Source organism: Streptomyces gottesmaniae, assembly GCF_031845845.1.
In the GTDB taxonomy this organism is placed as follows: Bacteria; Actinomycetota; Actinomycetes; order Streptomycetales; family Streptomycetaceae; genus Streptomyces; species Streptomyces akebiae.
The window spans coordinates 48,583-62,802 of the sequence record NZ_JAVRFJ010000016.1 but is presented as its reverse complement, the minus strand read 5'-3'; the positions used below and the strand labels follow the sequence as shown (position 1 = coordinate 62,802).

Here is a 14,220-nt window from a genome sequence, read left to right as displayed (position 1 = left end):
AGAAACTGCCTACCTTTCGCCCATGGCCAGCACCCGCCCAGGCAAGACCTGGATCGCCGCCCACCGCTCCGCCGTCATCGACCCGCACGAAGCCTTCAAACTCTTCGAGGTCCGAGGCTTCACCGACCAGACCGTACGCCAGACCCTGCGCCCCACCGGCGGCGGCGAGGCCCTGCGCGTCCACCTCAGCAACCGCTACGGCCGCACCCCCCTGGCGATCGGCGGCGCCCACCTCGCCCACCGCGTCGAGGACAGCACCATCGACCCCACCACCGACGTCACCCTCCTCTTCGCCGGCGCCGAGAACGTCACCGTCCCACCCGGCGAGGAGATCGTCAGCGACCCCGTGGAAACCCCCGTCACCGCCGGCCAGGAACTCGCCCTCACCCTCTACCTCCCCGGCGACACCGGCCTCACCACCCATAGCGCCATGCCCCACGACGTCGGCCACGCCGTCCCCGGCGACCAGCTCACCGCCGAATCCCTCGACGAGTCCGACGAACTCATCACCGGGCACTTCGTCACCGGCATCGACGTCCTCGCCCCCGACACCACCCGCATCGCCGTCGCCTTCGGCGACTCCTGGATCGAGGGCATGGCCACCACCCCCGGCACCGGCCACAGCTTCCCCGCCCAGCTCGACCGCCGCCTCACCACGGCTGGATCGTCGCCACCGGCATCTCCGGCAACCGGCTCCTCACCGACGAGATAGGCGCCCACCTGCTCTCCAGGGTGCGACACGACGTCCTCGACGTGCCCGGCGTCAGCCACGTCATCATCCACACCGGACTCAACGACCTCGGCCTGCCCGGCGCCATCGCCTTCCCCGAACCCGCGAAACTCCCCACCGCCGCCGACCTGATCACCGGGCTCACCGCCCTCGCCGACCGCCTCCACACCGCGGGCCTCACCGTCATCGGCACCACCCTCGGCCCCTACGCCGGCACCGTCTACCCCGGCTACGACAGCGAAGAGGGCCAGACCGTACGCGCCGAGGTCAACACCTGGCTCCTCGGCGACAGCCACCCCTTCGACGCCGTCGTCGACATCGCCGCCGCCGTCGCGGACCCGGACCACCCCACCCGCATCCGCGACGCCTACGACAGCGGCGACGGCCTCCATCTCAACGACGTCGGCGCGAAAGCCGCCGCCGACGCCGTCGACCTGTCCCTCCTGGACCTGTAGCAGCCTCTACAAGCCTTTAGAAGACCGGCGTACCGTTCCGCGTCAGCTTCCAGTCCACCGAAGCGAACTCCGCCGGGTCGATCGCGCCCTTCGCCTTCACCCACGCGATCATCGTGTTACGGATCTCGTCCGAGTTCGACCACAGCAGCTGCGCCGCGGCCACATGCGGGAAGTTGCCACCGCCGTTGGCCCGGTAGTTGTTCACCGCGAACACGAACTTCTGCTCGTCCGCGAGCGGAGCACCCTCGAACCGCACGTTCGTGACGCGCGACCCCGCGGGCTTCGCGATGTCGATCTCGTACGACAGCCCGCTCACCGCGTCGTAGTTGTAGTCCGGCGTCCCGTTCGCGTTCGTCAGCTTCGCCGGATCGACCACCGCGTCCGCCGCCGTCTGCACGAAGTAGTTCGCCGAGAACTCCAGATACGCCTTCATCTGCGCACCCGTCATCAGACGCGCCTCCAGCGTGTTCTCGAAGACGTACAGACCGGCGACATCCCGGATGGTGACGTTCCCCGCCGGAATCACCGCGCTCCGCGAGAACGCCGCCGCCTGCGACAGCACCGGCAGCGACCCGTACTCGGTCGAGGCGAGAGCCAGCCGCACCGTGTCGGCCTGGATGTGGTTGATCAGATCGATGATCGGCACATCCTTGTACGGCGCCTCCACCGACGTCATCTCGGCGGCATTCGTACCGATGATCTGATTGACGTACGCCACGACCTTCTCGTGCTCGTCACCGAGCATCCTCACGATCGCCGGGTCCTCCTCCACCGTGTTGGAGTTGAGCACCTGCGCCGCGACCTTCTCGACCTTCCAGCAGCCCTTGCTCCACACCAGCTCGAAGTCGAACAGCGTCAGCCGCTGCCCCCACTTCAGCGGCTCCGACAGTACGACCCGCTTGCCCGTCTCCTTGTTGGTGACGAAGTACTCCGGGATCTCCGTGTGCGCGTGCCCCACCAGAATCGCGTCGATCCCCGGCACCTGCTCGGCGACGAGCCCGGCCGCGTTCTCGATGTACGGCAGCTGGTCACCGTAGGAAGACGTGCCGGAAGACCCACTGTGCGCCGACACGATGACGACATCCGCCCCCATCGACCGCAGCTTCGGCACCCACTTCGCCGCCTGCTCCTCCAGCCCCGGGAACGTCATCTTCCCCTGCACGTTCGCCTTGTCCCAGATCGCGATACCCGGGTTGGTCAGCCCGAGGACCGCCACCTTCACATCCCGCCCGTGCGGCGTACGCAGCCGGTGCATGCTGTACGGCGGAAAGGCCGGACGCAGCGTCTTCGCGTCCAGCGCGTTCGCCCCGAGCAACGGGAAACGACACTGCTCCTGGAACTTCCGCAGCACCGGGATGCCGTAGTTGAACTCGTGGTTGCCCAGCGCCGCCGCGTCGTAGTCGATCGCGTTCATCGCCTGCGCCATCGGGTGCACCGGACCACCCTTCGCGGTGATCGGGTCGACCTTCGCGTAGTAGTACGACAGCTGCGTGCCCTGAATGGTGTCACCGGCGTCGATGAGCAGCGTGTTCCGGCGCCCCTTCTCCTCGCGGATCCGGTTGACCAGCGTGGAGATCTTCGCCAGACCGACGTCGTTGTGCGCCTTGTCGTCGAACTCCTTGTCCGTGAAGTAGTCCCAGTTGAAGACGTTCCCGTGCAGGTCCGTCGTCCCCATCACGGTGAAGCTGTACCGCTTCGGCGCCTTCTTACCGCCGGCCGTCACCTCGGCCGCCTGCGCGCTCGGAGCGAGCGCCGTACCGGCGACGGCCACACCCGCACCGGTCACGGCCGACTTCTTCAGGAACTTCCGGCGGTTCAAGGGCATCTCGGGGCACTCCTCGGAGGAACGGACGATCGCAACGCGCGTAGACAAGAGACGTCACAACGCGCGTAGATTCTGACCCGCCACGCCCCCACCGCAACAGACCCTCCAGGTTGCGATCTGATGACCAGCCGGGCCTCCCCACCAGGCCATCGGTGACAGAGTGGGGCGTATGACCACCAGTCCAGAGGAAGCCCAGCCCACCGCCGTCCCCTACGGCACCCCCGACGCGCCCCGCATCGCCGTACGCGGCGAAACCCGCCTCGAAGTCGACCCCGAGATAGCCCGCATCGGAGTCACCGTCTTCGCCCGGGGCAAGGACCGGCGCGCCGCCCTCGACGACCTCACCCGCCGCAACGCCACCGTCCTCGACCTGGTCAAGACCTACGGCGAAGCAGTCGAACGACTGGAGACCGGCGCCTTCTCCATCACCCCCGAACTGAAGGAGAAGGGCAGAGGCGAACGGATCCAGGCCTACCACGGCCGCGTCCACATCACCGCCGACCTCACCGACTTCACCGCACTCGGCGAACTCACCACCCGCCTCGCCGACCTGGACCTCACCCGAGTCGACGGCCCCTGGTGGTCCCTCCGCCCCGACTCGCCCGCCCACAAGCAGGCCCGGCAGAAAGCGGTGAAGGAGGCGGTGCAACGCGCCCGGGAGTACGCCGAAGCCCTCGGCACCACCCTCGCCGCCCTGGTCGAACTCGCCGACATCGGCGCCGAAGCCCCCCAGCCGGTCCGCCCCGGGGCCCCCGGCGGCCGCATGCGCTCCGCCCGAGCCAAGGACGCCGAGGACACCGACGCCCCGCCCCTCGACCTCGAACCCCAACGCCAACGCGTCCACGCACAGGTCAACGCCCGCTTCACGATGCGGCCACCCAGCCTGTGACGCACTCCGTCGCACGGGTGAAGGGGCCGGAGCCCCTTCACCCCGCTTCATCATCTGATGACACCTTGTCAATTACCCTTCACGCGAAGGCCGTTGAGTAGTCACGCTCCGCCAAGTCGCTACCGGCGGGTAAGCCATAGGCTCGAACCATGCGCCGAGCAAAGATCGTCTGCACCCTCGGGCCCGCCACCGACTCGTACGACCAGATCAAGGCCCTGGTCGAGGCCGGCATGGACATCGCCCGCTTCAACCTCAGCCACGGCGGCCACGCCGAACACGATCAGCGGTACCAGTGCGTCCGCAAGGCCACCGACGAGACCGGCCGCAGCGTCGGCACCCTCGCCGACCTTCAAGGCCCGAAGATCCGCCTCGGCCGCTTCACCGAAGGCCCCGTACTCCTCGAACGCGACGACACCTTCACCCTCAGCGTCGAGGAGGGCGCGACCGGCGACAGCGAGGGCTGCGGCACGACGTACCAGGGCCTGGCGGCCGACGTCACCCCCGGCGAACTGATCCTCGTCGACGACGGCAAGGTCACCCTGGAGGTCACGGCGGTCGACGGCCCCCGCGTCCGCACCCGGGTCCTCGAAGGCGGCATGGTCTCCGACCACAAGGGCCTGAACCTGCCCGGCGTCGCCGTCTCGGTCCCCGCTCTCTCCCGGAAGGACGAAGAGGACCTCCGCTGGGCCCTGCGCACCGGCTTCGACCTCATCGCCCTGTCCTTCGTCCGCTCCGGCCGGGACATCGAGGACGTCCACCGGATCATGGACGAGGAGGGCCGCCGACTCCCCGTCATCGCCAAGATCGAGAAACCGCAGGCGGTCGACTCCATCGAGGAGATCGTCGCCGCCTTCGACGGGATCATGGTCGCGCGGGGCGATCTGGGCGTGGAAATGCCCCTCGAACAGGTCCCGATGGTCCAGAAACGGGCCGTCACCCTCGCCAAGCGCAACGCCAAGCCGGTCATCGTCGCCACCCAGATGCTCGACTCGATGATCCACAACTCCCGGCCGACCCGCGCCGAGGCCAGCGACGTCGCCAACGCGGTGCTCGACGGGACGGACGCGGTGATGCTGTCCGGCGAGACGAGCGTCGGCAAGCACCCGGTGGAGACGGTCCGCACGATGGGGCGCATCGTCGCCGCGGCGGAGGAGGAGATGCTGGCGAAGGGCCTCCCACCCCTCACCGAGCACAACAAACCCCGCACGCAGGGCGGCGCGATGGCCCGCGCGGCAGCCGAGATCGGCGACTTCCTCGACGCGAGGTTCCTCGTCGCCTTCACCCAGTCCGGCGACACGGCCCGCCGCCTCTCCCGCTACCGCTCACCCATCCCCCTCCTGGCCTTCACCCCGGACCCGGCGACGCGCTCACAGCTGAGCGTGACGTGGGGCGCGGAGACCTTCCTCGGGCCCCAGGTCGACTCCACGGACGCGATGGTCGACCAGGTGGACGAACTGCTGCTGAAGTACGGCCGCTGCCAGAAGGGCGACGTGGTCGTGATCACGGCGGGCTCACCGCCGGGCGTCGCGGGCACGACGAACATGGTGCGGGTCCACCACATCGGGGAGGACGACGGCCCGCAGTAGGCCGTCGTCAACATGGCAGTGCACACGGCTACTCAGTGTTACTGATCGCCGTCGCGCTCAGCAAAAAGCGGAGGTCCACGCGAACGTGGACCTCCGCTCTCAACGGTACCGGGTGCGGGACTCGAACCCGCAAGCCCTCACGGGCAGAGGTGTTTGAGACCTCCGTGTATACCGTTCCACCAACCCGGCCGGCGCTTCGGAGAGTGTACCGGGTCACCGTGCTGCGCCGCAGCTAGGTACCCTCATGTCAGCAGTACCCCTGCCCCGAACAAGGAGCCACCCGTGACCGCCCCCGAGTCGCCCCAGCCCCTCGACGTGCCCGATGACGACAAGTCGCACGTGCCTCCGCTGACGACCCGTGTCGTCATCGCCGAGGACGAGGCGCTGATCCGTCTCGACCTCAAGGAGATGCTCGAAGAAGAGGGCTACTCCGTCGTGGGCGAGGCCGGTGACGGGGAGCAGGCCATCGAGCTGGCCCGGGAGCACCAGCCGGATCTGGTGATCCTGGACGTGAAGATGCCGAAGATGGACGGGATCTCGGCGGCGGAGAAGATCGCCGAGGAGCGTATCGCGCCCGTGCTGATGCTGACCGCGTTCTCGCAGCGTGACCTCGTCGAGCGGGCTCGGGACGCCGGGGCGATGGCGTACCTCGTGAAGCCGTTCAGCAAGAGCGATGTGGTGCCGGCCATCGAGATGGCCGTGTCCCGGTTCACGGAGCTGAAGGAGCTGGAGAAGGAGGTCGCCGACCTCACGCTCCGGCTGGAGACGCGGAAGCTGGTGGACCGGGCGAAGTCGATTCTGCAGACGGAGTACGGCTTGACGGAGCCGGCCGCGTTCCGGTGGATCCAGAAGACGTCGATGGACCGTCGGATGTCGATGCAGCAGGTGGCGGAGGCGGTCATCCAGGACGCGGACGAGAAGAAGGCGGCCAAGGGCTGAGCCCGGCTCCTCGGTTCGGATACGACGAGGCCCGCACCCCCTACCTGAAAGGGGATGCGGGCCTCGTCGTCGGTGGGCCGGAGGCTAGTCCTCGCCGAGGTAGGCCTTGCGGACCGACTCGTCGTGCAGGAGGTCGGAGCCGGAGCCCGAGAGGACGATCTTGCCGATCTCCATGACGTGGCCCTGATCGGCGAGGGAGAGCGCCGCCTGGGCGTTCTGTTCGACGAGCAGGATGGTGGTGCCCTGGGACTTCAGCTCGGCGATCGTGGCCATGATCTTCTGCATCATGATCGGCGAGAGGCCCATGGAGGGCTCGTCCAGCATGAGCAGTTTCGGCTGGGACATGAGTGCGCGGCCCATGGCCAGCATCTGCTGCTCACCGCCGGAGAGGGTTCCGGCGGCCTGCTTGCGGCGCTCTCCCAGGATGGGGAAGAGGTCGTAGGCGCGCTGGATGTCCTTCTCGATGCCGGGCTTGTCGTTGCGCAGGAAGGCGCCGAGGCGGAGGTTGTCCTCGATGGTCATGCGCGGGAAGATGTGCCGCCCCTCGGGGGAGTGGGCGAGTCCGAGCGAGACGATGTCGTGCGCGGGGATCTTCTTGAGCGACTTGCCGTTGAACTTGACCTGGCCGCCGACGGGCTTGAGGAGGCCCGAGAGGGTGCGCAGGGTGGTGGTCTTGCCGGCGCCGTTGGTGCCGATGAGGGTGACGACCTCGCCGGCGTCGACCTTGAAGGAGATGCCCTTGACGGCTTCGATCTTGCCGTAGGCGACCCGGAGGTCCTCTACTTCGAGCAGTGCGGTCATCGGTCGTTCTCCTTGCCGGGCGCGTCGTCGGTCGTGGCCTCGGCGTGTGCTTCGGCGGCTTCGACCTCGGCGATCTCTTCCTGGCCGGGTGCGTCCTCGAAGGGTTCGCCGAGGTAGGCGGCGACGACGCGCTCGTCGCCCTGCACGGTGGCGCTGTCGCCCTCGACGAGTTTCTCGCCCTGGACGAGGACGGCGACGCGGTCGCAGAGGTTGAAGATGAACCGCATGTCGTGCTCGATGACGAGGACGGCGATGCCCTTGTCGCGGATGGCGAAGACCAGTTCCTCGGTGGCTCGCGTCTCCTGGGGGTTCATGCCGGCGGTGGGCTCGTCGAGGAGGAGCAGGCCGGGCTCGCTCGCCAGCGCGCGTGCGATCTCCAGCTTGCGCTGTTCGCCGTAGGGGAGGTTGCGGGCGAGGTGTTCGGCCTTGGCGTCGAGGCCGACGAACGCGAGGAGTTCCATGGCGCGTTCGCGGGAGGCCTTCTCCGCCTTGTGGAAGCCGGGGCCGCGCAGGAGGGCGGACCAGAGGCCTTCCTTGGTGCGGGTGTGGCGTCCGACGAGGACGTTCTCCAGGACCGTCATGTTGGCGAAGAGACGGATGTTCTGGAAGGTGCGGGCGATGCCGGCCGCGGTGACCTTGAAGGACTTGGGCGGCAGGATCTGGCCCTTGTAGCGGACCTCTCCCTCGGTGGGGATGTAGAGGCCGGTGAGGCAGTTGAAGAAGGTCGTCTTGCCGGCGCCGTTGGGGCCGATGAGTCCGACGATCTCGCCGCTGTTGACGGTGAGGTTGACGTTGCGTACGGCGGTGAGGCCGCCGAAGCGCATGGTCACGCCGCGTGCGTCGAGGACCGTTTCCCCGGGGGCGTTGGCGCCGGGTGCGACGTCCTTGGTGGTGGTGTCGGTGGTCATGGGTCAGGCCCCTGCCTTGCTGAGGACTGTGGGTGCTTCGGCGTCTTCGTGGAATTCGAGCTGGCGGCGCCGGTTGGGGATGAGGCCTTCCGGGCGGAACCGCATGAGCAGGACGAGTGCGAGTCCGAAGGCGAAGAGCTGGTAGTCGCCGAGGAACTGGAGCTTGGCCGGGATGAGGTAGAGCAGTGCGGCGCCGACGAGGGGGCCGCTGATGGTGCCCATGCCGCCGAGGACGACGGCCGCGAGGAGGAACGCCGAGTTGGGCGGGACGACGTGGGCGAACTGGTACTGCTCGGGGGTCACGGTGTAGGTGACGTGTGCCTGGACGGTGCCGGCGAGGCCGGCGAGTGCGGCGCCGAGGGCGAAGGCGATGAGCTTGACCCGGAAGCCGTTGATGCCCATGGCGAGTGCCGCGGTCTCGTCCTCGCGGATGGCGATCCAGGCGCGGCCGATGCGGGAGTCGCTGCTGCGTCGGAAGACCACCACGACGACGAGCGTGATGAGCAGCATGAGGAAGAAGTAGTTGGCGAACCGGGCGATGGTGAACCCGGCGATGGTGTGTTCCTGGCCGAAGTCGAAGCCGAGGATGTTGAGGTTCGGGATCGAGGAGATGCCGTTGGAGCCGTTGGTGATGTCGGGGCCCGAGGTGCCGTCCATGTTGAGGACGGCGAGGCGGAAGATCTCACCGAAGCCGAGGGTGACGATGGCGAGGTAGTCGCCGCGCAGCCGCAGGGTCGGGGCGCCGATGATGACGCCGAAGATCATGGCGACGACGGCGCCGAGGATGGCGCTGGCCCAGAAGGGCAGGTGGATGTCGAAGGGGGAGGAGGGCGAGCCGGAGACCATGGCCGCGGTGTAGGCGCCGACGCCGAGGAAGGCGACGTATCCGAGGTCGAGGAGGCCGGCGAGGCCGACGACGATGTTGAGGCCGAGGGCGACGGTGGCGAAGATCAGGATGTAGACGCCGATGGTCGCGTACTGGTCGTCGGACTGGGTGAAGGGGAACGCGGCGGCCGCGGTGAACGCGCCGATCATGGTGACCGTGCGGTGCTTGGCGGTGACGGCGGAGACCCGGGCGACGAGGCCGGCCTTGGAGAGGGCGCCGATGGCGAAGCCGGCGGTGATCAGGAAGCCGACGAAGAGTTCGTCGTACTCGGTGCCGATGCCGTAGGTGAAGACGAGCAGGCCCACCGCCATGGCCGCGACGATGATCAGGATCTCGGCGTAGGCGGGGATCTTGCGGGCCGGGGCGGCGGTGCCGGGGGCGAAGCAGGCCTTCATGACGGCGCGGGCGTTGCGTGCGCCGAGCAGGAACTCTTCCCAGGCGGTGTCCTCGGGGTCGGCGGTCTCGGGTGCCGGTCGTTCGAACGGCAGGGCGAGTGCGCCGAGGAGGGCGGCGAGGGTGGCGACGGCCGCGACGTAGGCGCCGGGTTCGAGGTTGACGAGCCCGCCGAGCTGGATGGTGATCGCGAGGATCGTGTACCAGGCGGTGGTGAAGGTGCCGAGTGCGGCGAGCTTGATGGAGCTGTCGGCGCCGGCGGGGACGAGCCAGCCGAGGCCCTTGATGCCGTAGGAGGCGAGGCCGAAGAGGGCCGTGAGGGCGCCGCCGATGAGGACGAGGACCTGGAGGCCGCCGGGGTAGCCGTAGACGGTGAGGTCGCCGGGGAAGGCGGAGGTCCACGTCCAGGCGAGGAAGGTGGAGATCACGGCGAGGGCGCCGCCGCCGGTGGCGAGGGCGCGGCCTGTGTTCTCGGGGAGGGCGACGAGGCCACGGGGGGTGGTGTCGTGCTTGGCGGCGGGTGCGGGAGTCGCGGTGGTGTGTGTGGTCATCGGTGTCACGCCCTGTCCGCCACGCGCTCTCCGAGCAGGCCCTGTGGCCTGAACAGGAGGACGAGGATGAGGAGTACGAACGCCCAGACGTTGGCCCAGGACTGGCTGCCGAACTGCTCCATGCCGGGGATGTCGGCGATGTAGGCGGTGGAGAGGGCTTCGGCGAGGCCGAGGACGACGCCGCCGAGCATGGCGCCGTAGATGTTGCCGATGCCGCCGAGGACGGCCGCGGTGAAGGCCTTGAGGCCGAGGATGAAGCCCATGCGGAACTGGACCTGGCCGTACTTGAGGCCGTAGGCGACGGCTCCGACGGCGGCGAACGCGGCGCCGAGGGCGAAGGCGACCACGATGATGCGGTCGGTGTTGATGCCCATGAGCTTGGCGGTGTCGGGGTCCTGCGCGGTGGCCTGCATGCCGCGGCCGGTGCGGGTCTTCATGACGAAGTAGGCGAGGATCGCCATGCTGATCGGGGCGGCGACGAGGAGGAAGATGTCACCGGTCTGGATGGTGACGTTCCCGATCTCGAAGGGGCCGCCCTCGATGTGGGGGAAGTTGATGGACTCCTTGGCGTCCGGGTACCAGGCCCACACCGCCTGCTGCAGGGCCAGGGAGAGGCCGATGGCGGTGATGAGGGGGGCGAGGCGGGGTGCGGTGCGCAGGGGCCGGTAGGCCAGGCGTTCCGCTCCCACGGCGGCGAGCACGGCGACGATGATGCCTCCGACGAGCATCAGCGGGAGCGCCACCCACATGCTCGTGCCGTCGGGCAGCACGTACAGGTAGACCGTGATGGCGCCGAAGCCGCCCAGCATGAATATCTCACCGTGGGCGAAGTTGATGAGCTGGACGATGCCATAGACCATCGTGTAGCCGATGGCGACCAGCCCGTACATGGATCCTAGTAGCAGGCCGTTGACCAGCTGCTGCGGCAGTTCGTTCACCGCATGTCCTCCGAGACTTTCGGATGTTCGACGAATGTGACCGGATGCGAGTCCGCGCGGGGCGCCATGGTGCAGCGCCCCGCGCGGCTCAGATGTGTGCGGGTGGGATCAACCGGCGTAGGTGCCGGACTTGACCGCCTTCCACTCGCCGCCCTCGACCTTGTAGACCGTGAGCTGCTTGTTGGTCGTGTCGCCGTACTCGTCGAAGGAGACCTTGCCGGTGACGCCGTCGAACGAGACGTTCTGCATGGCCTCGGTGATCTTGGCGCGGGCGTCGTCGGGAAGCTTGCCGTCGTTGTCCTCGACGACCTTCTTCACGGCTTCGATGATCGCCCAGGCGGAGTCGTAGGAGTAGCCGCCGTAGGCCGCGTAAGGCTCCTTGTAGCCGCCGGCCTTGTAGTCCTCGATGAACGTCTTGGCGGAGGGGAGCTCCTCGACCGGGGCGCCGACGGAGGTGGCGAAGTCGCCGGTGCTGGCGCTGCCGCCGAGCTCGATGTAGGTCGGGTCGTACATGCCGTCGCCGCCGGCGACCGGGATCTTGGCGCCCGCGGCCTTGATCTGCTTGGTCAGCGGGCCGGACTGCGGGTACTCGCCGCCGTAGTAGACGACGTCGGCGCCGGAGTTCTTGACCTTGGTGGCGACCGTGGAGAAGTCCTTGGTCTCGGGGTCGATGTGCTCGGTGCCGACGACCTCGCCGCCGAGCTTCTTGAACTCGTCGGTGAAGGTGGCGGCCAGGCCGGCGCCGTAGGTCTTCTTGTCGTCTATGACGAAGACCTTCTTCTTCTTGGCGTCGTTGTACAGGTACTGCGCGGCGAACGGGCCCTGGATGGCGTCCGTGGTCGCGGTGCGGAAGTACGACTTGTACGGGCGGACCTTCTTGGTCTGCCAGTCGGCGCCCTGGGTGAGGGTCGGGCCGGTGTTGGCCGGGGAGACCTCGACGAGTTTGGCGTCGTCGAAGACCTTCTGCATGGACTCGGCGACCGAGGAGTTCAGGGGGCCGACCACGCCGAGGACGTCCTTGTTGGCGACGAACGTGGTGGCGTTCTGCTGGCCCGAGGAGGGCTGCGCCTGGTCGTCGAGGGCCTCGATCTCGAAGGTTATGCCCTCGACGTACTTGTCCTTGTTGGCGGTCTTGGCGGCGAGGTCGGCGGAGTTCTTGATGCCGAGGCCCAGCGCCGAGAGGTCACCGGTCAGCGGGGCGTCGACGCCGATGACGACAGTGGTGCCACTGCCGGTGTCCGAGCCGCCCTTGTCGTCGTCGCGCGAACCACAGGCGGTGAGAGTAAGTGCTCCCGCCGCCAGCGCGGCGGTGATGGCGATGAGCGAACGTTGACGCACGATCAGTCCTTTCCCTGGCACGGCCCTTCCTGTTGGAAGTGGCCGAGTCGAGCGCTGGGCCGAAGACGTGACTTCGATTCCGTTGGCGCGGTGACTGGGCGTGACTCTAAGCGTGTGTGGGGAACGTGGAGGAGGGTCTGACCAAGGCTGTGACGCTCTTGTTATGACACGAGGTAATGCAGAGCGGTACTCAGTGGGTGGATGCGCGGAATTCAGGCCGATTCGCCCTGTCCGCATAGTGAGAACGTGCAGGGTCGACGCGGGTAGGTTCAGGAGTGTTCAGCCGTTTGGTGATGACATTGAATCGTTGCTACAGGCGACTTGGAGGGCGTCGGAGAGGTCCTGTGCGTAGCGCTCGCCCAGGATGAAACTATGCGCTTCTATTGCGCGCGTATTACGTAGAGTTACATCCAGGAATGGAAGTCCGGCGCTCTCCGGTGCTTTTCCGCATTCGACGACGCGCATGGTGACGACGATCTTTTGGGCCGTTTTGGTCCCGATCCGGAACGGAGTCCTCGGGTCCGTGCGCAGGGACAGTCCCTCGTAGGGCTGGGTCAGCTGTTCGACGGTGATCGGGGGGCCGTACCGCACGCTCAGCTCCACCTCGAAGCCGAAGCGTCCACGCGGCGTCCGGCCGGACCGCGTCACCGGGCCGAGGTAGCTCACGACGACGGCCTGGGAGGGGTACGGCGTCTCCCGCGGTGTCGGCTCCGGCTTCGGCGCCGATGCGGGCCGCGTGGCGTAGAGGTAGCCGCCGCCCGCGAGCACGACGACCGTCGCGGCACCGGCGAGCACGGCCCGGCGGTGGGCCGCGTACACCTGGGCGTACCGTCCGCGTGGCGGCTCGGGCGGCTCCGGCGGGGTGCCCGCGTCCGCCGCGTCGTCCGCCGTGTCCCACGCGCGGGTGCCCTCGCCCGGCTCCACGGGGCCGATCCCGCTCAACTCCAGGGCCCCTCGCCCGGACCGCCCGAGCGGTACCACTCCTGGCAGCCCGCCCGGGCCCGACGCTCGATCAGCCGCCGCGCCGCGGTGGAACCCGCGCGCTTCTTCTCGGCCCTGGCCTCGTCGACGACCTCCCGCAGGATGTCGTACTGCCCGTTCGACAGTCCCATGGCCTGATAATCCCCGTAGGTGTCGCCGTCCAGCACCTCCAGCGACCAGTGCGAGACGAGCTTCGCGCACAGTTCCTCGGGCGGGGTCACCGACGGCGAGGGCGGGCCGCCGCCGTCCGTGGCCGTGGACGGGCTCGCTGCTCCGCCCGCCTCTCCCGCCCCCGCGCACCCGGTGACCAGGACGCCGATCAGCAGCGCCGGCCCGAGCACCGCCCCCCGCCAGAGGGCTCCTCCCGTTGCCATGCCCCGACGCTAGGCCCTGCGAGCCCCGGGGGACCAGAGGCGAACAGGTCCCCGCTCCGGCCCGCCCCTCGTCCGCATGTCTCACTCCGCGTTCCGGGCCCTCGCGCTCGGGGCGGTCGGGGCGTCCCGCAACAGACAGGTCAACCGGGCCGTGCAGACCCGCTTGCCGTCCTCGTCGCTGATGACGATCTCGTACGTCGCGGTCGAGCGCCCCTGGTGCAGCGGGGTGGCGACACCGGTGACCAGCCCGGACCGTGCGCCCCTGTGGTGGGTGCAGTTCAGGTCCACCCCCACGGCGATCTTGGAGCTGCCGGCGTGCAGCATGGAGCCGACCGACCCCAGGGTCTCCGCCAGCACCGCGGACGCGCCGCCGTGCAGCAGCCCGTACGGCTGGGTGTTGCCCTCCACGGGCATCGTGCCGACGACCCGGTCCGCCGAGGCCTCCGCGATCCGCACGCCCATCCGGGTGCCCAGGTGCCCGGCGGAGAACATCGCGACCAGGTCGATGCCGAGGGTCGCGTACTCGTCGATGACCTCTTGCGGGAACTTCACGTGGTGCTGCTCGCCCATGGGGCTCCGTTCGTCGTCGATCGCGTGCGCCGCCGGCGGAGGGGCGCCGGTCGGCT

General features: G+C 68.6%; 14 protein-coding genes and 1 tRNA gene. 5 read left to right on the top strand and 10 right to left on the bottom strand.

The genetic code is table 11. From position 1 onward, the window contains the following. Nucleotides 1-22: 22 nt before the first annotated feature. Nucleotides 23-712, top strand: a complete 690-nt coding sequence (locus tag RM704_RS19510; protein WP_311590915.1) for a hypothetical protein — start codon at nucleotides 23-25, stop codon at nucleotides 710-712. Next, on the top strand, nucleotides 664-1,185 hold the full coding sequence (locus tag RM704_RS19505) for a GDSL-type esterase/lipase family protein (RefSeq protein WP_311590944.1): 522 nt from the start codon (nucleotides 664-666) through the stop codon (nucleotides 1,183-1,185). Before RM704_RS19510 ends, RM704_RS19505 begins: the two co-directional genes overlap by 49 nt. A 16-nt stretch (nucleotides 1,186-1,201) precedes the next feature. On the opposite strand, the gene RM704_RS19500 is transcribed toward RM704_RS19505, so the two are convergent. Continuing rightward, complete coding sequence (locus tag RM704_RS19500; protein WP_033528044.1) at nucleotides 1,202-3,010, bottom strand: 5'-nucleotidase C-terminal domain-containing protein; 1,809 nt, start codon at nucleotides 3,008-3,010, stop codon at nucleotides 1,202-1,204. 169 nt (nucleotides 3,011-3,179) lie between these two features. On the opposite strand from RM704_RS19500, the gene RM704_RS19495 reads away from it, so the two are divergent. Further along, nucleotides 3,180-3,899 carry an SIMPL domain-containing protein gene (locus RM704_RS19495; RefSeq protein WP_033528043.1) on the top strand — a complete coding sequence of 240 codons (720 nt, stop codon included), beginning with the start codon at nucleotides 3,180-3,182 and terminating at the stop codon, nucleotides 3,897-3,899. Nucleotides 3,900-4,048: 149 nt separating this feature from the next. Further along, nucleotides 4,049-5,485 (top strand): pyruvate kinase, encoded by a 1,437-nt coding sequence (gene pyk / locus RM704_RS19490; RefSeq protein ID WP_033528042.1) that lies wholly within the window; start codon nucleotides 4,049-4,051, stop codon nucleotides 5,483-5,485. Nucleotides 5,486-5,591: 106 nt separating this feature from the next. Here the strand turns inward: pyk and RM704_RS19485 are convergent. Further along, nucleotides 5,592-5,674 (bottom strand) — tRNA-Leu (locus tag RM704_RS19485). Between the two features lie 93 nt (nucleotides 5,675-5,767). Here RM704_RS19485 and RM704_RS19480 point away from each other — a divergent pair. Then, entirely contained in the window at nucleotides 5,768-6,424 is a 657-nt protein-coding gene (locus tag RM704_RS19480) for an ANTAR domain-containing response regulator (RefSeq protein WP_033528041.1), read from the top strand. 84 nt (nucleotides 6,425-6,508) lie between these two features. Here the strand turns inward: RM704_RS19480 and RM704_RS19475 are convergent, their stop codons facing one another. The 8 genes from RM704_RS19475 to RM704_RS19440 all read right to left on the bottom strand — a co-directional run bounded on the left by RM704_RS19475 (nucleotide 6,509) and on the right by RM704_RS19440 (nucleotide 14,164). Then, a complete protein-coding gene (locus tag RM704_RS19475; protein WP_033528040.1) occupies nucleotides 6,509-7,225 on the bottom strand; it encodes an ABC transporter ATP-binding protein in 717 nt (238 codons plus the stop codon). Further along, a complete protein-coding gene (locus RM704_RS19470; protein WP_033528039.1) occupies nucleotides 7,222-8,133 on the bottom strand; it encodes an ABC transporter ATP-binding protein in 912 nt (303 codons plus the stop codon). The genes RM704_RS19475 and RM704_RS19470 overlap by 4 nt, the downstream gene beginning before the upstream one ends. A gap of 3 nt (nucleotides 8,134-8,136) precedes the next feature. Continuing rightward, nucleotides 8,137-9,963, bottom strand: a complete 1,827-nt coding sequence (locus RM704_RS19465; RefSeq protein ID WP_033528038.1) for a branched-chain amino acid ABC transporter permease — start codon at nucleotides 9,961-9,963, stop codon at nucleotides 8,137-8,139. A gap of 5 nt (nucleotides 9,964-9,968) precedes the next feature. Continuing rightward, the gene (locus RM704_RS19460) at nucleotides 9,969-10,901 is read right to left on the bottom strand and encodes a branched-chain amino acid ABC transporter permease (RefSeq protein ID WP_033528037.1); all 933 of its coding nucleotides are present in this window, start codon (nucleotides 10,899-10,901) and stop codon (nucleotides 9,969-9,971) included. Between the two features lie 108 nt (nucleotides 10,902-11,009). Next, on the bottom strand, nucleotides 11,010-12,239 hold the full coding sequence (locus RM704_RS19455; RefSeq protein ID WP_033528036.1) for a branched-chain amino acid ABC transporter substrate-binding protein: 1,230 nt from the start codon (nucleotides 12,237-12,239) through the stop codon (nucleotides 11,010-11,012). 279 nt (nucleotides 12,240-12,518) lie between these two features. Continuing rightward, nucleotides 12,519-13,181: a hypothetical protein gene (locus RM704_RS19450; protein WP_033528204.1), complete on the bottom strand. Its 663-nt coding sequence runs from the start codon at nucleotides 13,179-13,181 to the stop codon at nucleotides 12,519-12,521. Continuing rightward, the gene (locus RM704_RS19445; RefSeq protein WP_052146112.1) at nucleotides 13,178-13,594 is read right to left on the bottom strand and encodes a hypothetical protein; all 417 of its coding nucleotides are present in this window, start codon (nucleotides 13,592-13,594) and stop codon (nucleotides 13,178-13,180) included. The genes RM704_RS19450 and RM704_RS19445 overlap by 4 nt, the downstream gene beginning before the upstream one ends. Nucleotides 13,595-13,675: 81 nt before the next feature. Then, nucleotides 13,676-14,164, bottom strand: a complete 489-nt coding sequence (locus tag RM704_RS19440) for a PaaI family thioesterase (RefSeq protein WP_033528034.1) — start codon at nucleotides 14,162-14,164, stop codon at nucleotides 13,676-13,678. Nucleotides 14,165-14,220: the final 56 nt, after the last annotated feature.